Source organism: Nitratireductor rhodophyticola (assembly GCF_019891355.1).
Lineage (GTDB): Bacteria > Pseudomonadota > Alphaproteobacteria > Rhizobiales > Rhizobiaceae > Nitratireductor > Nitratireductor rhodophyticola.
Genome location: NZ_JAHSSF010000006.1, coordinates 79,739 through 98,257 on the forward strand (window position 1 = coordinate 79,739; position 18,519 = coordinate 98,257).

General features: G+C 56.8%; 17 protein-coding genes. 11 read left to right on the top strand and 6 right to left on the bottom strand.

Translation table 11 applies throughout. The features are described 5' to 3' along the window. The first annotated feature begins 61 nt into the window (after positions 1-61). The 3 genes from KUG85_RS20235 to KUG85_RS20245 all read left to right on the top strand — a co-directional run bounded on the left by KUG85_RS20235 (position 62) and on the right by KUG85_RS20245 (position 2,067). The gene (locus KUG85_RS20235) at positions 62-265 is read left to right on the top strand and encodes a heavy-metal-associated domain-containing protein (RefSeq protein ID WP_009452565.1); all 204 of its coding nucleotides are present in this window, start codon (positions 62-64) and stop codon (positions 263-265) included. 74 nt (positions 266-339) lie between these two features. Beyond that, on the top strand, positions 340-726 hold the full coding sequence (locus KUG85_RS20240; protein ID WP_009452564.1) for a DUF302 domain-containing protein: 387 nt from the start codon (positions 340-342) through the stop codon (positions 724-726). 36 nt (positions 727-762) lie between these two features. Then, positions 763-2,067 (top strand): APC family permease, encoded by a 1,305-nt coding sequence (locus tag KUG85_RS20245; protein ID WP_009452563.1) that lies wholly within the window; start codon positions 763-765, stop codon positions 2,065-2,067. An 897-nt stretch (positions 2,068-2,964) separates the two neighbouring features. Here the strand turns inward: KUG85_RS20245 and KUG85_RS20250 are convergent. Continuing rightward, positions 2,965-3,855, bottom strand: coding sequence for a hypothetical protein (locus KUG85_RS20250; protein WP_202802961.1), 891 nt, complete (start codon positions 3,853-3,855; stop codon positions 2,965-2,967). Positions 3,856-4,063: 208 nt separating this feature from the next. On the opposite strand from KUG85_RS20250, the gene KUG85_RS20255 reads away from it, so the two are divergent. The 4 genes from KUG85_RS20255 (at position 4,064) to KUG85_RS20270 (ending at position 10,609) form a co-directional block, all read left to right on the top strand. Continuing rightward, positions 4,064-4,402, top strand: a complete 339-nt coding sequence (locus tag KUG85_RS20255; RefSeq protein ID WP_009452561.1) for a helix-turn-helix domain-containing protein — start codon at positions 4,064-4,066, stop codon at positions 4,400-4,402. Between the two features lie 3 nt (positions 4,403-4,405). Continuing rightward, positions 4,406-5,728 (top strand): type II toxin-antitoxin system HipA family toxin, encoded by a 1,323-nt coding sequence (locus KUG85_RS20260; RefSeq protein WP_040673315.1) that lies wholly within the window; start codon positions 4,406-4,408, stop codon positions 5,726-5,728. 127 nt (positions 5,729-5,855) lie between these two features. Then, entirely contained in the window at positions 5,856-7,127 is a 1,272-nt protein-coding gene (locus tag KUG85_RS20265) for a metallophosphoesterase family protein (protein ID WP_009452559.1), read from the top strand. Further along, a complete protein-coding gene (locus KUG85_RS20270) occupies positions 7,127-10,609 on the top strand; it encodes an AAA family ATPase (RefSeq protein ID WP_223006665.1) in 3,483 nt (1,160 codons plus the stop codon). Before KUG85_RS20265 ends, KUG85_RS20270 begins: the two co-directional genes overlap by 1 nt. A 164-nt stretch (positions 10,610-10,773) precedes the next feature. Here the strand turns inward: KUG85_RS20270 and KUG85_RS20275 are convergent, their stop codons facing one another. From KUG85_RS20275 to KUG85_RS20290, 4 genes are read right to left on the bottom strand one after another with little or no spacing between them, the layout of a single operon-like run. Then, complete coding sequence (locus KUG85_RS20275) at positions 10,774-11,703, bottom strand: ImmA/IrrE family metallo-endopeptidase (protein ID WP_009452557.1); 930 nt, start codon at positions 11,701-11,703, stop codon at positions 10,774-10,776. A 23-nt stretch (positions 11,704-11,726) separates the two neighbouring features. Further along, the gene (locus tag KUG85_RS20280; RefSeq protein WP_009452556.1) at positions 11,727-12,203 is read right to left on the bottom strand and encodes a helix-turn-helix domain-containing protein; all 477 of its coding nucleotides are present in this window, start codon (positions 12,201-12,203) and stop codon (positions 11,727-11,729) included. Beyond that, entirely contained in the window at positions 12,200-12,847 is a 648-nt protein-coding gene (locus KUG85_RS20285; RefSeq protein WP_009452555.1) for a hypothetical protein, read from the bottom strand. The genes KUG85_RS20280 and KUG85_RS20285 overlap by 4 nt, the downstream gene beginning before the upstream one ends. Further along, a complete protein-coding gene (locus KUG85_RS20290) occupies positions 12,844-13,053 on the bottom strand; it encodes a ribbon-helix-helix protein, CopG family (protein ID WP_009452554.1) in 210 nt (69 codons plus the stop codon). The genes KUG85_RS20285 and KUG85_RS20290 overlap by 4 nt, the downstream gene beginning before the upstream one ends. 156 nt (positions 13,054-13,209) lie before the next feature. Here KUG85_RS20290 and KUG85_RS20295 point away from each other — a divergent pair, with 156 nt between their 5' ends. The 3 genes from KUG85_RS20295 to KUG85_RS20305 are packed head-to-tail and all read left to right on the top strand — an operon-like array spanning position 13,210 to position 16,062. Next, the gene (locus tag KUG85_RS20295) at positions 13,210-14,358 is read left to right on the top strand and encodes a multiubiquitin domain-containing protein (protein WP_009452553.1); all 1,149 of its coding nucleotides are present in this window, start codon (positions 13,210-13,212) and stop codon (positions 14,356-14,358) included. Then, positions 14,348-15,736, top strand: coding sequence for a ThiF family adenylyltransferase (locus KUG85_RS20300; protein ID WP_009452552.1), 1,389 nt, complete (start codon positions 14,348-14,350; stop codon positions 15,734-15,736). Before KUG85_RS20295 ends, KUG85_RS20300 begins: the two co-directional genes overlap by 11 nt. Before the next feature lie 53 nt (positions 15,737-15,789). Continuing rightward, complete coding sequence (locus KUG85_RS20305; protein ID WP_240532835.1) at positions 15,790-16,062, top strand: DUF6527 family protein; 273 nt, start codon at positions 15,790-15,792, stop codon at positions 16,060-16,062. A 66-nt stretch (positions 16,063-16,128) separates the two neighbouring features. On the opposite strand, the gene KUG85_RS20310 is transcribed toward KUG85_RS20305, so the two are convergent. Further along, positions 16,129-17,235 (bottom strand): RHE_PE00001 family protein, encoded by a 1,107-nt coding sequence (locus tag KUG85_RS20310; protein ID WP_009452551.1) that lies wholly within the window; start codon positions 17,233-17,235, stop codon positions 16,129-16,131. Between the two features lie 282 nt (positions 17,236-17,517). Here KUG85_RS20310 and KUG85_RS20315 point away from each other — a divergent pair, with 282 nt between their 5' ends. Then, positions 17,518-18,441, top strand: a complete 924-nt coding sequence (locus KUG85_RS20315; RefSeq protein WP_223006666.1) for a recombinase family protein — start codon at positions 17,518-17,520, stop codon at positions 18,439-18,441. The last annotated feature ends 78 nt before the right edge of the window (positions 18,442-18,519 follow it).

The window sequence follows — 18,519 nt, forward strand, 5'->3', positions numbered from 1 at the left end:
GACCTTCCAGTTGGTGGAATCTCTATTTTCCGCGCAGTCAACACCATTGGAGATTAGAAAAATGAAATTCAGCGTCCCTGAAATGAGCTGCGGTCATTGCGTCGCGACGATCGAAAAAGCGGTGAAAAGCGTCGATCCTGACGCCGAAATCGCCTGCGACCTGGCGAGCAAGACCGTGGAAATCAACAGCGGCTCGTCGGCTTCAGATATGAACGTCGCGATCAAGGAGGCCGGATACGACTCTAGCCTTCTTGAGACCGCTTGAGAATTCCATCCAATCCGACTGCGCGCGAATGTCACCCGCGCCGGTCCCGATCTTGGTCGAAATGAGCAATTGAGATGAAATACACCTACAACCGTATTCTTCCTGACGTCCCAATCGACGAGGCGGATACCCGTACTCGCGAGGCGCTTAAGGAGCAGGGTTTTGGCGTTCTTACCGAAATCGACGTCAAGGAAACGATGAAGAAGAAGATTGGCGCCGAGATGGACGGTTATCGCATCCTCGGCGCCTGCAATCCGAACATGGCTTACAAGGCCATCGGCATGGAGCCCCGTATCGGAGCGATGCTTCCATGCAACGTGATCCTACGCACTATCGAGGGTGGAACGGAGCTAAGTGCCATCGATCCCGTTGCTTCGATGGCGGCGGTCGACAACCCTGACCTTCACGCTGTCGCAGCAGATGTCCGTGACATGCTGAAGAAAGCGATCGATCTGGCCTGATTTCGACGCAATCAGGATGAAAGCAAGGATTGCGGCGTGACGACGGACTATCAGAAAAACAGCATATCGCTGACTGGCGCAGTCTCGATGGGGACCGGAGTGATGATCGGTGCCGGTATCTTCGCGTTGACCGGTCAGATCGCTGAACTGGCGGGCACCTGGTTTCCTTTGTCGTTCCTCGTCGGCGCGGTCGTAACGTTTTTCAGCGCATACAGTTACATCAAGATGTCGAACGCTTATCCGTCTGCCGGCGGTATCGCGATGATCCTTGAAAAGGCTTACGGTCCCGGCGTTGTAGCCGCCAGCGCGTCTTTGCTGATGGCTTTTTCGATGGTGATCAACGAGAGCTTGGTGGCCCGCACATTCGGGACTTACACGCTTCAGCTGTTTGGGACTGAAAACACAAAATTGCTCGTGCCGGTTTTGGGCGTCGGACTGATAGTGTTCGCGTTTCTGGTCAACATATCCGGGAACCGCTCGATCGGCCTTTTTTCATTGATCATGGCCCTCCTGAAAATAGGGGGTATCGCCCTGTTCGGGATTGCTGCGCTCTGGGCCAGCGGTCTGCAATTTGAACCGTCGAAATCGGAAGTCGACTATCCTCTAGCGGGGTTTGTTGCGTCGGTCGCGTTATCAATTCTCGCCTTCAAGGGGTTTACGACGATAACCAATAGCGGCGCCGAGATCGTCGACCCGCACCGCAATGTCGGCCGGGCGATTGTTATCTCGGTATCGATATGCGTCGTCGTCTATTTGCTGGTGGCATTCGCGGTCGGATCCAACCTGACGATCCCGGAAATCATTCAGGCAAAGGACTACTCACTCGCTCAGGCAGCCAAACCGGCGCTCGGCCAAGCGGGCTTTTATCTCACAATCGTGCTTGCCATCGTTGCCACGGCATCGGGGCTGCTCGCAAGCGTGTTCGCTGTATCACGCATGCTCGCAATGCTTACGAACATGAAGCTGATCCCGCACAGCCATTTCGGTATGGCCGGGAGAATTCAGAAACATACGCTGGTCTACACGGTCGTCGTAGCGGCACTCCTTACGATCTTCTTCGACCTGAGCAGGATCGCGTCTCTCGGTGTGTTCTTCTATCTGGTGATGGACATCGTCATTCATTGGGGTGTTTTCCGAAACCTGCGCCATGACATCGGAGCGCGCGGAAGCATTCTGCTTTCGGCAATATCCCTGGACACAATCGTATTGGCTGTCTTTGTGGTTATGAAGATCCGCACAGATATGGCCATCGTCGTGACTGCCGCGGTGGCCACTATCGCTGTGTTCGCTTTTGAGTACTGGTTCCTGTCGAATCGAAAGATCACGAGCCACGAGCGATGACCAATCACCCCCAGACCGTTAAATGAAAACAACGGAGGAGAGCTATGATGTACGGTGGAGAAATGGGCTTTTTTGGCGGCGGACTGGTGATGTTGCTTGTCCTCGTTTTGCTGGTTTTGGCTATAGCGGCGTTGGTGAAATACCTGAGGAACTGATACACCCGGCCACGCGACGGGTTGATCCCTTCGATTTCGGTTAATTTGTAGATCAACATGTGGCCCTGCGTTTGTCGAACGACGGCTCTGTCCTTCTCTTTGGCAGCGCGATAGTAGGCTCCAATCTCGTCCTCGGTCTGATCGACGCAGGGAGAGTATTTCGTTTGATGACGTCGTTCAGCCACAATGGCACCTTCGCGGATGTTTGAGTATCGGGGCCTGCTACGACAAAGAAGCGACAAGACCACGGCAACGGACTGACCAAAATTTATATCGAAACTTTGGTCAGTAGCGTCCTAGCGTGCGGTCAGTAGGCGGCAGGCGAGCTCTCTGTCACCCCAACGCGTCGAAAAGGTCTCGGAGACTTCGAACCAGCTGCCGTCGTTGCCGGCTCCATGATTCGCTCCCATGCACGAACATTGACACTCATGACCGCGGGCCTCTTGGCAGGCGCGCGCGCATATTTCCTGTTCTCGGTAAGGCTGGATAATGTAGACCTTGCCAAAACGCTCCAGGGCCCGATCTACGAAATCATTGAACCACGCTTTAGGCAGTTCCCAATAAGCGTGCCTACCACCGATCCATTCGGGTTGGGTCCTTCGACCGTTCTGCAGCCATTGCCGATTCGTCTCAGCAAATGGCAATCTCACCCGCAGACGCTCTCCCTTTCCGGTGCGTCGCAAGACAACCGGGGTCACTTTCTGATTCCAGACATAGTTGAGCGTGAGCCGATCCATCATGCCTACCGCGGATCACCAACCATTGCCCAATACTCTCTCTCCTGTTCGGCCTGCAGCTCTTCGAGGGTCACCGGAATGATTGAGAAGTCGAGATTGTACATCGGGATCTGCCAATCGTTGTAGAGCGTTCCGACATGCCGGTCCTCCGCGGTGTCGCGGATAAGCTTCTCTTTCTCCAATCTGGTCAGGAGCTTTTCGGTAAGAACCCTTCCATCGTGGTGATCCTCGCTTTCCCGGTACTCAAGTGAACCCCAAATTTCCGAAGTTGCCTTCAGGCCTTTCGAAGTGAAGATGCCGAGGTGCTGCATGGCCTCCGCCACTCGCAGCGCGCCGGGCGTCATTGAGGGGAATATCGAGCGATCGTGCCCGGATCGACGGGGCTCACTCCAAAGAAGGGTATCATCCTGGTAGGCTTCAACATCAGCGTAGAGACCGCTTTCGCGCTCGTAGACTGCCCAATTGGGCATGATGTATTCGCCCGCATATCCTTCGACGTAGTGTCCGCGGCGCTGGTGGTCGACGTATTCGCGCAATTGAGCGAGGTCCATCGGTTTCCAGCTAACCGCATCGGCGTAGATGAGGCGCGCAAGATGGTCGTAGAACCATCCGATGATACGGTTGAGCTTTGAGGATATCAGTTTGGGCGGACACCGCACCGCATCCATGAGAATGAGGATCTTCGCAGCCTCCTCTTCGGCGAACCCTTCAAGGACCTTGGCTTCGCGCGGGAGATCTTCCAGCTTCTGCGACGCGGCCCAAAAGCCCTGTGCGCTGTCCAGGATGATGGGCAAGCCTTCTGCGATGAAGTCTAAGCGTTGCTGCTGGGGTAACTGACAGAGCCGTTTGGCTTGATGCAATCCAATGTCGGGACCCTTTGCTCTTTTGTTGCTCAAGACGCTGTCCAATCCTCGAAAGCCGTAAGGGGATAATCTCCAACTCATTTTAATCGGCCATTTACGGCCGATAATGATTGATTTTAAACATAATCGGCCTTATATGACCGATTGAAGGATTTTCACTGGCGCATAGCAGACGGCCATATATGGCCTGTAAACGCGGCGAAATCGGGTTGTGAGGTCATATATGGCCGATAATAGATACATGGGCGTGAAAACACCAGAAACAATTTCGCGGGACATCGGCGAAAAGCTCGAGCGGCTGCGTCTCTCCCGAAACATTACGCAGGCCGAGCTCGCCCAGGACGCAGGCATTTCCGAGCGCACATTGAGACGCCTTGAATCCGGAGATAATCCTACACTCGACTCGCTCATCCGCGTCCTGATTTCGCTGAAAATCCAGCAAAACGTCGACCTCCTCGTTCCCGATCCGCGTGTCAGGCCAATAGAGCGGGTGCGGACAAAGGGGGTCGAGCGTCAACGATCGAGTTCGACCAAGCCAACAAAGAAGACCAAGCAATGGGAATGGGGCACAAAGAAGTAGACCATGGCTGAACCTTCAACCGATGCATCAATCAATCTCTGGGGGCGAGAGGTCGCGGCCGTTTCGTGGCTGCCGGACGATGGGTTTGCCGTCTTCCAGTATGACCCCGAATTCGCCCAATCTGGGATAGAGTTGTCGCCGTTGGTCATGCCTTTGAGTCCGGACCCCTATTCCTTTCCTGCCCTGCCCCGGACAACCTTCAAAGGACTACCGGGAATGCTGGCGGACGCTCTTCCCGACAAATATGGCGATCGGCTGATCAACGCTTGGCTGGCAGAACAGGGCCGCAGACCTGAAAGCTTCAATCCGGTGGAGCGCCTTTGCTATGTCGGAACCCGAGGCATGGGCGCCCTTGAATTCAAGCCGGCGCTGATGGGCTCGAACCGGAGGGCTCGAAAAGTCGAGGTCGCCAACCTCGTACGCCTGGCCAATCTGGTCCTGAACGAGAAGGCCAGTCTGGAGGGCGTGCTCGAGGGCGAGAACGACATTGCCGCCATCGACGATATTCTCAGAGTTGGCACATCGGCCGGAGGAGCGCGCGCCAAGGCTATCCTGGCCTGGAACCAGACCACCGGCGAATTCCGTCATGGCCAGATCGATGCTGGCGACGGCTTCGAACACTGGTTGATGAAATTCGATGGCATCGACAATAACCGCGACAAGGAAGAACCCGATCCGCAAGGGTTCGGCTTGATCGAGTACGGCTACTATCTGATGGCGACGGCCGCGGGCATCGAAATGACGCCATGCCGTTTGCATCATGAGGGTGGACGCAGCCATTTCATGACGCGGCGCTTTGACAGACCCGTCGATGAGAACGGCGTGACACATAAGCTCCACATGCAGTCGCTTTGCGCCCTGCAGCATTACGACTTCAACGATCCGCGTGGCTACTCCTATGAGCAGGCCATCCTGACAATCCGCGAACTCGGTCTCGGCGCGCCTGCGCTTGAGCAGCAGTTTCTCCGGGCAATTTTCAACATCATCGCCAGAAACCAGGATGATCACGTCAAAAACATCGCTTTCCTGATGGATCAGTCGGGCGAGTGGACGTTGTCGCCAGCATTCGACGTGAACTACTCCTACAATCCGAGCGGCGACTGGACCGGTCAACATCAGATGAGCCTGAACGGCAAACGCGACGGCTTCGCTGTGGACGACCTGCTGGCCTTCGCGGAAACCGCATCGATCAAGCCAGCCAAAGCAAAGACACTCATTTCCAATGTCAGCGAGGTTGTTGCGAACTGGCCGCAGTATGCGCAGGACGCCGGCGTTGATGACGAGACAACACGAAGGATTGGAAACGCCCACCGATCGTTTCGCTAAGTTCTTATGACTTGAAATTAAATAGTTACACAAACCGACGTGGCCTAGTGAACATGCTAAAAATTCATATAGCTTTACCCAATACATGTCCTTTGCTCGTTCACCACAAAATAGGCAGAATGCCGCGATGTCATTCAGGTTCATCCACACAGCCGATATTCATCTCGACTCGCCGTTGCGCTCGTTGGCGCTGCGTAGCCGCGGCCTCGCCGAGCTGATCGGAGACGCCACGCGGCAGGCTTTGGTGACGATCGTCAACCTGTGTATTGATGAACAGGTGGATGCGCTGATTATCGCCGGCGATCTCTATGACGGCGACCAGACGTCGATGAAAACCGCCCGGTTTCTGGCCAGCCAGATGCAGCGGCTCAACGAAGCCGGCATCGCGACCTTTATCATTCGAGGCAATCACGATGCCCTTTCGCGCATAACGCAGGAACTGATCCTGCCGCCATCGGTCACAGTATTCGGCGGGCGCGCTCATTGCGTCGACATCACCAAGGACGGGCTCGCACTTTCTATTCACGGCCTTAGTTTCGCCAAGCCTCAGGCTCCGGAAAGCCTTCTTGAGAAGTATCACCGCCCTACCCCGGATGCTGTCAATATCGGGATCATGCATACGAGCTTGGCGGGCGCTCCTGGGCACGATCTTTACGCGCCTTGCAAGCTATCCGACCTCCAGGGCTGGGGATTCGATTATTGGGCACTTGGACACGTCCATGTCCGGACCGAATACGCCGGCGATCGCGTAGCGGTCATGCCAGGAATGCCTCAGGGACGGGACATCAATGAAGCCGGGGAAAAGACAGTCACCCTCGTTACGGTCAGTGACGATCAAAGCCTCAGGATCGAAGAACGCACGACAAGCACCGCCCAGTTCGAACGCGTCCCGGTCGACATGTCATCGGCGGAGACCTGGCGAGAGGCAGCCGATCTGATTGAGGCAGGGATTTCTGGAGCACGCGAGCAAACACGATCTCAGCATCTTGTGGCTCGTCTTCGATTGACAGGTGCGACCCCGTTGTCGTGGCGGCTGCGACGCGATCGCGATTTGCTGCTGGCTGAAACCGAGCAGCGCGCAGAGAGCTTGGGCAACACCTGGGTCGAAAAGATCGATTTGGCGACAACGGCGCCGGTCAGCAAACCGGTTGGAAGCGCGACCGCTGATCCAGTCCTTGAACTCGGCGAGTTGATGCGAGGCGACATCATTCAACAGCATGGCGTTCGACAAATCGTGCAGGACCTCGTCAAGGAACTGCGCGATGACCTGCCGCCGGAAGCGCGCGGTTTCAGCGGCAACAACGAAGACGAGTTCGAGGCGCTGGTCGATCAGCTGCTGTCCGAAGGAAGCGAGGACATGCTTGCTCGGCTCAAAGCCAACGCTCCGGAGGTCGACTGATGCGCCTGCGCCGGCTCGATCTTACCCGCTACGGCAAGTTCACGGATTATTCAATCGACTTCGGGGAGCATGAAAGCGACACACCGGATCTGCATATCGTCTACGGCCTGAACGAAGCCGGCAAATCGACGGCGCTTTCCGCCTATCTCGATCTCCTGTTCGGCATCGAGGAACGCACGCGCTACAGCTTTCTTCATCAAGGCAAAGCCATGGAGATCGGCGCCTGTCTGGAGTTCGATGGATCGGCCCACGAGTTGAGGCGCGTCAAGCAGCGCAGCAATTCCCTCCTGGATGCGAACGGGCAGCCGGTCAACGAGGCGGTTCTGAGCGTCCCGCTCGCCGGTCTGACACGTGACGCCTATCGCATGATGTTTTCGCTCGACGATCAGACACTCGAGGATGGAGGCAACGCGATCCTGGAGAGCAAGGGCGATCTGGGCGAGTTGTTGTTCTCGGCAAGTGCAGGCCTGGCTGGCGTCAATTCCATTCTCGAAACCGCGGCGGCCGAAGCCGACGGCATTTTCCGGAAGCGCGCGAGTTCGACCGCAATCGCAGGTCTGAAGCGACAGATTGCGGAGCTGAAATCAAAGCGCGACGAAATCGATGTGCAGGCCTCCTCTTACAAGGCTCTGACGGCAGCACTTGAGCAAGCACAGACTGCTTATGACGCTGCCATGAAGGAGATCGCGGCAGCCAAGGTGCGTCATGAGGAGATAATCCGTACCCTGCGCGCCTACCCTTTGGCGACCGAATACCTTCAGGGGCAGGAGAAGCTGTCAGAATACAAGGACATGCCAAACCCTCCGGCGGAATGGGCGACCGCTCTTCCCGAGCTCATCGTCGAGGAGACGCGGCTTCAAACACAGACTATCGGCCTCAAACAGCGTGAGCAGAAGCTTCGTGACGAACTCGCGGGGTTGATCGTCGAGGACCGTCTGCTCGAGATGGCAGATGATCTCGATCGGCTTGGAGACGCCGCCGCACGCTACACGACGGCTGCAGACGATCTCCCGAAACGGAACGACGCGCTGGCTGAATGCACCCGCAAGATCGATCTCATTCTCGTGACCTTGGGACAATCCAATGTCGACGACCCCAAGACACTTCTTGTTTCAGCCTCCACGATCGGAGCGCTTCGTGATCTGATCACCCAAAAAACCGGCATCGATGTCACGCACCAATCAGCCGAAAAGGAAGAAGCGTCCGCCCGGCAGGCTCTGGAAGATGAGCAGCGCGCTCGACAGGCGCTTGACGGACAAGGCGTCGCGGTCGACGCGGGCAAGATCGCACAGCTTCAAACCGTACTGAAACGCCTGCGCGACGGAAATCTGGCTGCCGAACTTCGCCTTGCGGAGCGAGCCCTTCCCGAGAAGAGACGCGCCTTTGATAATGCTATCCACAACCTCCATCCCTGGGCTGGCGAGGGGACGGAACTACGCAAGATCTCGCCGCCCCAACCCGATCAACTGGCCGCATGGAAACTGATTTTTGAAGGGATCGAGAAGAGACGCGCACAAATCGGCGAGCGGAAGCGGGAGCTCTCAACAAAGTGCAATGAGGACACCGTCAGGATCTCTTCCCTGCGCGAAGCATCGGCCATCAAGGATGACGAGGAGGCGAAAGCTGCCCTAGTTCAACGTGACGAAGCGTGGGCACACCACTTGTCCAGCTTGGATCGAGAAACGGCTGATCGTTTCGAAAGGGAAATGCGATCGGCCGATGCGATCGTCGATATACGACTAAACGGTCTCAAAGAGCTCGAGGAGTTGCGGTCTCTGTCAGCGGCATTGTCGGTCGCAAAGGCGCACCTCGAGCAGCAAGATCAATTGCTGCAGGAGACCGACAGTGAACTGGAAGCCTTGCGCCGCGAAATCCGGTCCGAGACGCCAACCGAGATCGAACTGCCTGCGGACAAACCCACGTATGCCTGGCTAAAAACAGTCAGCAGCTGGGCCGAGGCCCGCACCTCGGCACTGGTTGCACATGATGACCTCCGTCGATCTCTGAGCGACATTGACGAAGCGAGGTCAGTTATAGAAACGGAAAAGGGTCTTCTCTCTGAATCCTTGATCAGGCTTGGGATCGATGTCGAGGGACTGGATTTGGCTGCATTGATGCAGGCAGCTGACAACATTCTCACGGAACACGCTACCACCCGAACCAGACGCGTCGAAGCGGACAAACGCCTCGCGGAGCTTCAAGCCGCAGCGTCTCAGCGAAAAACGGCATTGGACGAAGCCGTAGCCGCATTCGAAGAGTGGCAGCGTGCTTGGGGGAGCACCCTCTCCAACACCTGGTTTTCCGATCGCCAAAGCAGTGTCGGCGCGATACGAGAACTCCTCGACGCGATGACCGGTCTCCCCGAGGCGTTGCGCGCGCAGGAAGACCTGAGTCATCGCATTGCGTCGATGGAATCCGATCAGTCAGCCTTCGCTGATACAGTCGAGCGGCTGCATACGGCGCTCGAAGAAGCGTACGATGGCAACAATCCGCTCGCCGCAGCCAAGGAACTAATCCGACGGCACGAAGAAGCCAGGCAGACAGACGCGAAACGACAGGAACGAAACCAGGCCCTTGTCGATCTCAAACTCGAGTATGAGCATCTGGATGGAGAGGTCGCGGTGCATGACTCCCGCAAGGAGGAGATGACTGAATTCTTCCAGGTCAACGAGCTCGCCGATGTCCGACAGGCGTTGGAGCGCTGCAAGAAAAGGGACGAGTTGATCACGGAACTCGGCAAACTCGAGCGGCAGATTCTCGGGGAGACGCAGAGGCAATTCATCGAGGAGGCGGTAGCCGGCCTCCGCAATATCAACCTCGGCGAACTGCAGGCAGAACAAGCTGAACTCGATACGCGCCTTGCCGACCTCGACGGACGCGCAAAGGATCTCTTCGCTGACAGGGCTCGCGCAACTGACGCATTGGACGCGATCGGAGGCGATGACGCTGTCGCCCGCATCGAAGCAAACCGCCGCACATTACTTCTGGAAATCGAGGATCTGGCGCTGCGATATCTACGCCTGAAGACCGGAAGCCTGGTCGCTGAACACGGTATCCGCGCATATCGGGAAAAACACCGTAGTGCGATGATGAACCGGGCATCCGAAGCCTTCCGGTTGATTACGCGTGATGAATACTCCGGACTTGCCACACGGCCGGACAAGGATCGTGAGGCGTTGATCGGACTGTCGCGGCAAGGCGGTTCCAAACTCGCCGTCGAAATGTCCAAGGGCACTCAGTTTCAGCTGTACCTGGCTCTTCGATTAGCCGGATACGAGGAATTCGCGGCAGCAAGGCCTTCTGTACCGTTCGTCGCTGATGACATTATGGAAACGTTCGACGAACCGCGATCAGAGGAAGTCTTTCGGCTATTCGGGCAGATGGCTCAGGTGGGCCAGGTGATATATCTCACCCATCACCGGCACCTGTGCGAGATTGCAGTGCAAGTCGTGCCAAATGCAAGAATTCATGAGATTGCGTAAGAGCCACCAACGTATGCGTCTGTTCGGTTCCGGAGCCGCGGATAGGTCGGGCTGTCCGGTTTGACCCAGTTGAAATAGCCCTGTTCTTGGAGTCGAACGTTATTAGAATATGCTGGACAACATCTCCGCTGATCAGGGAAGTTGAACTCAATCATCGATAAAAATTATGCTGCAACCAAATTTCTCCGGGGGCGCCGATATATGCCAATGGTCAACGTTTGATGATAGAAATGGAAGCTCTCAAACTCAAATATATGGCCGTCTCCATTGTCGTCGACCAATAGCACGTCGCTTTCGCCCAAGGGGCCCCCGCCTTTTGGAGAGCAATACTCGACTACTTCCTCAAAGACGCTCGTTTCTGGAACTGTTGAGAACTGCCGCGCAAATGCAGGCGACTGGATGAAATGCCGACACGGGTTCTCAGGATCGAAGTCCGGTTTTCGTTGATCAGGGTGTGGATGTCCGGTAACCAGCCCTACAACTGGGACTGATGCTCCCCACGCCTCCACGCAGCGCCACAGTGTTGTTGTATAGGTGTTCCCGAAACGCTCCTTGAGCTTCTTCATCGATTCGATGCAGGCCTCATGAGCCTGTGCTTCCTCGACAAACTTTTCTCGCAAAAACAACAACCGTGCAGCAGCGAAGTTCGCTTCGGCTTCATGTCGAGCATGGCAGGCAGGGATGAGTGTGTACTCATCATCGCCAAGCATTGCGCCTTCGTGCCAAGGCAGGACACTATGCCCGATCTCGTGTGCCTCGTTCCATCGGTGCTTCAGCTTCGGCTGTGATTTGTCGATGAGTATGCGCTTCTGATCTGGAATATATAGCGCACGAATGTCCATTTTCCGGACTGCCTCAATGAGCAAAGTTGGCCTCAGGAGCACCTGCTTACCAGCGATTCTCAGTTTGGAAACGGTCTCTTGCAGGAGGCCCGGATCATTTGCCGAGTAGTAGCCGCGGTCGAGTTTGAGAAGTTCCCGAACCGTCCGCAAATCGAGAGGCGGTTCGGGATTGCCCAAGCCGTTTAGGACACGTTCAACGCGTTCATCGATATCCGCGGCCGTTCTCGCCCGCAGTATTTCGTTCTTCGCCACCGTATCGTAGTCCTTTCACGGCATTACTTTTCACTCAGTACGGAAATCAGCCCTTCCAAAGCGGCTTGTTCCTCCGCGCTGAGCGTCTCAATCGACTCTGATCGAGCAGCATATCTCACTGCCTCTTCGACATACTGAACGTCCTTGGGCTTGGTCAGTCCCGACAAACCCATCAGCTTTTTGTGCGATACCTTGAAGGTATGCGCTAGCTGATAAAGCGTCCGCGACTCAGGTAGATAATGGGCATCGAACTCGATGCTCATCAGCTCGGCAAGGTCTACATCTGCGCGTTCGGCCAATGCTTCCAACGAAAGCTTATCCCTTCTCCGCATGAGATGAACAAATCGACCGAGCGCTATGCGCGATTCATCAAATGTCGTGTCATGTGCTGCTTCTCCATTGAAGATCGGATCAGCAGCGATAAGGCCAGCGCCGACCTCGACGTCGGCTTCCTGCCGCGCCATGGCTTCGCACCAGTCCTTTGTCACTTCGATCTTCATTTCTTTCGTCCTTTCTCTATGAACGCTTCGGCCTGCTCGGGAGTCATCTCGAAATACCGAAGGTTCTGATATGCCGCGTCCTGCCCCAGATCCGTCATGCCTACCTTATTGGCGTAGAAATCATTGGCTTGGGGAAGCGAATGCAATCCGATGCGGCCTCTGAAGCCCTCCATCTTACTCTGCTCGATCGCGGCGAGGATAAGAATCGAGCCGGCTCCGGAAAAGCGCGGCGGCATCTGGGTCATTTCGCGGCGGTTCCACGGTGCCGCTTCCAGGAAGTCAACATAAACGAGATGATCATTTTTCTGGCTGGCAATCTGTGCCCGCTTTGTCACGTCTGTGGTCATCATCGCCTGAGTCATATCCTGACACACGATCGAAAACGACTGGTTCGCCAATCGGCCTTCAATCGCTTTCATCTTATCGCGCCAGTCCCAGTGGCGACTTTGTGGCCAAAATCGCCGCTCGACCCCTTTGCGATTGAGCGCTTGCAGAAGCTTGAAAAGCTCCGGGATCCACTCGGCTTCCCAATCAGCCAGGTTCTTTTCCGCTATTGCGTCCCAGAGTTCCGCATCAACCATTCGATTGCCCGCCACATCGAACAGGCCCACGGGGGTCACGTCAGGTTTTCGATCTGACGTCATAGCATCATCACCTCGGCCTTTTCCTTGCTGGCCTCGTGCTCAAAAAACAGCTTGTCACCTTTTTCGAGCCGCTCTTCGATCCGCTGATAGAGCCGTAGCGACTGACGGATCAGGGCTGTCTTGCTGAGATCCTTCTTTTCACAAAGGCGCTCCAGCACTTCCATCTCCTCGTCGGAGAGATTCAGAGTCATTGTCTTCTTTGCCATACGCATCACCTCCTGACAGCCCTTCACATAGCAATTCTGGCTGAATAGTCAACATAAAAAATATATCTATTAGCTATTGTATAGCTACTTTTTGGCTACTATATCTGTACCACGGCGGCCAAAACGGTCTGCAACGAACCAAAGAAGGATGACGCTATGTCTGACGCAATCGATCTCGAACAGTACGCGGCCGGCACCCGTAGCCAGCCAATTCCCGAGTCAAATCACTATCGTGTCCGTCTGTGGGACGGCGACGGCTTCGACGAAAAGCGTATTCTCAGCGATCCCATGCCGACTGGGCGGCAGGTACTGGAGCTTTTCGAACGCAACCCGGCTGAGGACTACGTCCTGCTCATGCTGACAAGGGACGACGGCCTGATCGTTGTCGACCTCACCGAGACGATCGACATCCGCGCCAGCGGAGCCGAGCGCTTCTTCGCTTTCAAGACCGACCGCATCTGGAACTGGTCGATCGACGGCAAAAGATACGCTTGGGGTGCGCGCAGGATCTCCGAAGATCTCGTGCGGCTGATCGGGCGCATCCCAGAGACCAAGGCACTCTTCCTTGAGCGGTCAGACGAACCGGACGAGGAAATTGCTCCAGGCGCTTCCATCGACCTGGGCGGCCGTGAATTGGAGAAGCTGTATTCAAAACCGCGCAGCTGGAAGCTGAACGTTCAGGGCGTCATTATCACTCTGATGACCCCTTCGGTCGTCGTTAAGGACGCACTGGCGCAAGCCGGCTTCGACCCGGACGCCGGATGGATCGCGATCCTCAAGAAGGTAGGACAGCCGAAACAGCAGGTGGCACTCACCGATACTATCGATCTCAGTACGCCCGGTATCGAGAAGCTCCGCCTTACCCCTGCGGAGATCAACAATGGCGAGGGCCCGAGTGGCCTTCGCCGTCAATTCCGACTGCTGAAAAAGGACGAAGCTTATCTGGCAAAGCGTGCCCTGATTTGGGATTCAATCATCGAAGGTGGAAGGCGCTGGCTGATCATCCGCTCGATGGGACTACCTGCGGGCTTCAACCATTCGTCGGTCGATATCGCCATCGACATCCCAGCCACCTACCCCAGCGCCGCAATTGACATGTTCTACTGCGCCCCACACCTGAGACTTGCAAGCGGCGCATCCATATCCAAAACCGAGTCTACCAAGACTATCGAGGGAGTGAGCTATCAGCGCTGGTCCCGGCATCTGAATGGAAAAACTCGCTGGAATCCTCAAACCGACAGTGTCGTGACGCATTTGGCAGTGATTGAGGAGTCTCTGCTCCGGGAAGTTGGCGATGAGATCTGAGCCGACCCTTGTTCTGTTGGAGCCACAGTTTGATGCCCTACGTACCCACCTATTTTCGGGCGACGGGCTTGAAGCGGCGGCGATCCTCATTTGTGGACGCGCGGGTTCGACGAGGTATCGCTTTTGCGTCCGGGATCTAATTCTGGTGCCGTATGCCGAATGCAGCAATCGCAGCAATGTACAGATTAGCTGGCCAGGTCGCCGCATCGAAGAAGCCATAGATCGGGCGGAAGCGACCGGCGACTCGGTTTTCCTCATACATTCTCACCCCGGTGGGTTCTACGGTTTCTCAGAGGTGGACAATCAAAGTGACGAAAGGACCATTACTGCTCTTTTTCAAGCCTTGCCGGACGGGCCGCACGGCAGCGCGACGATGACTCCTGACGGAGCCATTTGCGCTCGGCTGTACACCCGTCCTGGCGCGAGGCCTTTGCGCCTGACTACAACGCTCGTAGGCGAAGACATTACAGAACTCTCGCCAGTTGGCCTGCAGCCAGTGCTTGCCTTCTCCGATGCTATGCGGGCATGCCTTTCGCGCCGAACCGCTTGCGTTATCGGCGTTTCCGGCACCGGATCCATTGTTGCGGAGATACTTGCCCGACTTGGAATAGGTCGGCTGATTTTGATCGATTTCGATATCGTTGAAGGCAAGAATCTCAATCGGATCGTCAACTCGACCGCCGACGACGCTCTGGCGAAGACGCTGAAGGTAACAATGATGGCCAAGGCGATCCGCACCTATCGAAGCGATATTGAGATCATTGAGATCGACCGGCCCATCAGCGAGCCGGGTGCCATTGTAGCCGCCAGCACCGCCGACGTCATGTTCTGCTGTGTCGACAGTTCCGAAGGCCGGCTATTTTGCGATCACATCGCCCAGTGCGCTCTGGTACCCCTGATAGATGTGGGGGTGACGATACCAACAAGACTTGCATCGGAAGGAGGCCGTCTCATTGCAGATGTTTGCGGCCGAATCGACTTTGTGAGGCCGGGTGGTCCGTCCCTGCAAGACCGGCGCGTGGTAACACCTGAAGCGCTACGCCGGGAGTATCTCCTTCGACATGCACCCGAGGAGGCAGAGGATCAGCTCAAAGAGGGTTATTTAAAAGGTATTCCCGACGAGGCCCCCTCAGTGATCAGTCTCAACATGCGTGCTGCAAGTGCAGCTGTAAACGAATGGCTTTCGAGGTTGTTCAAGTTCCGTCTCGACGGAAACTGGCCGTATGCGCGTACCCTGTTTTCGCTCGCCGCCATGGACGAAGACTACTTCCCCGAAAGCGCGTTCGAACACAGTCCAAAGCCACTGCTCGGCAGAGGACTCGCTGAACCTCTGCTCGGGATGCCTTCTCTTGCGGAACTACAGGACGAAGCCGCATGAAACTGCCACTTTGGTTCCTGAAGCTTTGGGCAAAGGTTGCCCCCGCCCGAAAAATGATTGTCGTGGACGCCGACACCCCACCGGACATCATCCGAACACGAGATATCTTCCTCGCTCGTGACGATGGTGATGACTGGGCAGTTGCACTTAGATGTCCGTGCGGATGTGGCGATCGCCTCGAGCTGCTATTGATCCCGGAGGCTAGACCAAGGTGGTCCGTGAGATTGGAAGCAAGTGGATACCCCACATTGCATCCTAGTATTTGGAGGAAGACCGGTTGCCGCAGCCATTTTTGGCTTCGCGACGGCCGGATTAAATGGTGTTAGCCCGAACAGAGCACTTTCCCGCGACATCGCCTGCAGGCCGCAAACGGGGTTGACTGAACAAGACGGTTACAGGATCCCCCAAGCTCGATAACGCCCCCTCCCGGTCATCTCGCGAACACTTAGTTCTTCGACCAAATTCCGGGCGCCGCGCGGCGTGATCCTTGCCACCTTCGCGACCATGTGTGCCGACACGATGGGTCGCGACAATAGAAGATCGATGGCAACTGGAAGACTACTTGTTGTGCGTTTGCCCGCTGCCTTCCGCTCGAGTTGGCGTTTTGCCAAAGTCAGTCGGTCGATGTCCTTCATTCCAGCTGCGGCGGCCGCACTCATCGCATCTAGGAAGGCGACCAATCGTACAGTCCGATCACGGGCGCGGCGTCGTTCACGCGGAATTTCCCGCAAGCCCACGGCATACGCCAACAGGTGCGATCGGACCTTTCTGCGAGTTCTCAGGAAGCCCGAAACAAGCACCTGACCGAGCCAGTGCTGACGCTGCAGGGGTTCGAGATGTTCCCATGCATCCCAGAGAACGGCCGCCGCCAATGTGGCTGGAAGCCGTTCAACCTGCTTGGCCAGCTCGAGCCACTCGCCGATCCGTTCGCCTTCGTCCCAATCCGGATCGCGAATGAGCAGCTCGCCGACACTGAGCTCGGGCTCCTGCTTCCTTGTCTCTGCGGGGTCATTGCCATCGACCAGCCATTTCGTGCGAGCGAGGACCTCATCGATCTCGGCCAGCTCGGGCGACAGTGCATCGTGATCGACCAAGTCGAGTTCGACCCCCTCCCCTCCCCTGTCGGACGGTTCGCTCTCGAGCGGTGGCTCTTCGGCAACACCGGCAAGCGCCAGTATGCCCGATCGCGAAACTGCCCAGCCGGGATCGTTTCGTGACACGCGGCGCCGGGCCCGGACGATGCGGTGCGCAATGACGAGCTCATGGCTCGGCGCGCGAATGTCCATCTGTGCGTCGTGGAGAACCAGATCCTCGAGATGGACGAGTTCGCCGCCGACCCACATACTGGAGACGGAATCGAAGAAATCTGCCCGCTCGGCGAAGCCGGCACCGACTTCGGATCGGGCAACGCGCTCATCAAGCCGGGCAAGCGCGTCCTCTGCGGCCGCAATCGGCCCCAAGAGGGTCTCATGGGTCAATTTCCCGATTTCATAAGTCATTGATATAACGATGCTTCGATTTCACTACGGAAGCTAACATGCTTTTCGCTTCCGTCACACCAGTAATTCTTCAGCCCCTCTATATATAATGAGCGCTGCGGCCTCCGGGATTGAACAGAGACCTGGCAATCCGTGCTCAGATCGACGAGAGAGCTTGTTTTTCCGGGGTTTTTCGCACTTCCAAGTGTCAGAAAGGCACTCAGGAGACGTTTACAAACGATCGGTTATCCGTATCTTCTATGTTTGTAAACTCGCCTTCAACACTGCAATCAGGCGCTCCAAATGGCCAAAACACCGCCCAATCCCTCTTCCCGTCGGCCACAGGGCCGGCTTATCGGCTATGCGCGCGTCTCCACGGACGAGCAGGCGACGGAAGCGCAGGAGATGGAGCTGAGGTCGGCCGGATGCGATACTATCATCCAGGAGCATGGGTCTGGCGCCTCGCGGACCCGCCCCGCCCTCGCCCGGCTTGTTCGCGAGATCGGCGCCGGCGACACCCTTGTTGTGGTTCGCCTCGACCGCCTGGCGCGCTCGGTGAGCCACCTGCTCAATGTCATCGAGGAGCTGACGTCCAAAGGCGCCTATTTCCGCTCGTTGAGCGATCCCATCGATACCACGACGCCGCAGGGCATGTTTTCGCTGCAGGTCCTTGGCGCCGTCGCCCAGCTGGAACGGGCTCTCAACTCGGAGCGGACGAAGGCAGGCGTCAAAGCTGCCAAGGCAAAAGGCCGACTACCAGGCAATCCCGGTATTCGCGAACGCAGGCCGGAGGCACTGGCCAGGATGACGGCTGCTCAGAAGGCGGCCTACGGCGCGCGCATCCAGTCCACTGCCAATCAATGGCTTCCGATCGTTCGGCGCATGCGCCCGGACCACACCTGGGACGATATCTCGCGCGTGCTGAAGCAACGCGGCTTCGATTGGACCCCGGAGCGCCTGCGGCGTGCGGTAAGATGGATGGTCAGCGAAGGCATGGCCGACAAGTCGCTCCTGAGGAAGTCACCGCCTCGACCGCCCGAGGATCGCCTGATGACGCTTGTGGCGGGCATCCATTCCTCCAATCCGGAGCTCACCTTGCGAGAAATCGCAAACCAGCTCGAGCGCCTTCATGAGCGCACGCCGCGGGGTGGTACGAGATGGGCGCCCTCCTCCGTCAAGAATCTTCTCGACCGGGCAAAGCGCAGCGGCCTGCTCGAGGCAGCCTGAGCACGGAAGCCGGAATGACGTTGGGGCGCGAACGCGGTACAGATCGCGGGTGCCCACCGTCGCCAGCATACGCCAACA

Excerpts from the sequence above, each read along its gene's own strand:
- KUG85_RS20310 (WP_009452551.1), bottom strand. The coding sequence starts at position 17,235 with ATGACTTATGAAATCGGGAAATTGACCCATGAGACCCTCTTGGGGCCG.
- KUG85_RS20260 (WP_040673315.1), top strand. The coding sequence starts at position 4,406 with ATGGCTGAACCTTCAACCGATGCATCAATCAATCTCTGGGGGCGAGAG.
- KUG85_RS20300 (WP_009452552.1), top strand. The coding sequence starts at position 14,348 with ATGAGATCTGAGCCGACCCTTGTTCTGTTGGAGCCACAGTTTGATGCC.
- KUG85_RS20240 (WP_009452564.1), top strand. The coding sequence starts at position 340 with ATGAAATACACCTACAACCGTATTCTTCCTGACGTCCCAATCGACGAG.
- KUG85_RS20290 (WP_009452554.1), bottom strand. The coding sequence starts at position 13,053 with ATGGCAAAGAAGACAATGACTCTGAATCTCTCCGACGAGGAGATGGAA.
- KUG85_RS20235 (WP_009452565.1), top strand. The coding sequence starts at position 62 with ATGAAATTCAGCGTCCCTGAAATGAGCTGCGGTCATTGCGTCGCGACG.
- KUG85_RS20315 (WP_223006666.1), top strand. The coding sequence starts at position 17,518 with ATGGCCAAAACACCGCCCAATCCCTCTTCCCGTCGGCCACAGGGCCGG.
- KUG85_RS20280 (WP_009452556.1), bottom strand. The coding sequence starts at position 12,203 with ATGAAGATCGAAGTGACAAAGGACTGGTGCGAAGCCATGGCGCGGCAG.
- KUG85_RS20285 (WP_009452555.1), bottom strand. The coding sequence starts at position 12,847 with ATGACGTCAGATCGAAAACCTGACGTGACCCCCGTGGGCCTGTTCGAT.
- KUG85_RS20305 (WP_240532835.1), top strand. The coding sequence starts at position 15,790 with ATGATTGTCGTGGACGCCGACACCCCACCGGACATCATCCGAACACGA.
- KUG85_RS20295 (WP_009452553.1), top strand. The coding sequence starts at position 13,210 with ATGTCTGACGCAATCGATCTCGAACAGTACGCGGCCGGCACCCGTAGC.
- KUG85_RS20270 (WP_223006665.1), top strand. The coding sequence starts at position 7,127 with ATGCGCCTGCGCCGGCTCGATCTTACCCGCTACGGCAAGTTCACGGAT.
- KUG85_RS20265 (WP_009452559.1), top strand. The coding sequence starts at position 5,856 with ATGTCATTCAGGTTCATCCACACAGCCGATATTCATCTCGACTCGCCG.
- KUG85_RS20255 (WP_009452561.1), top strand. The coding sequence starts at position 4,064 with ATGGGCGTGAAAACACCAGAAACAATTTCGCGGGACATCGGCGAAAAG.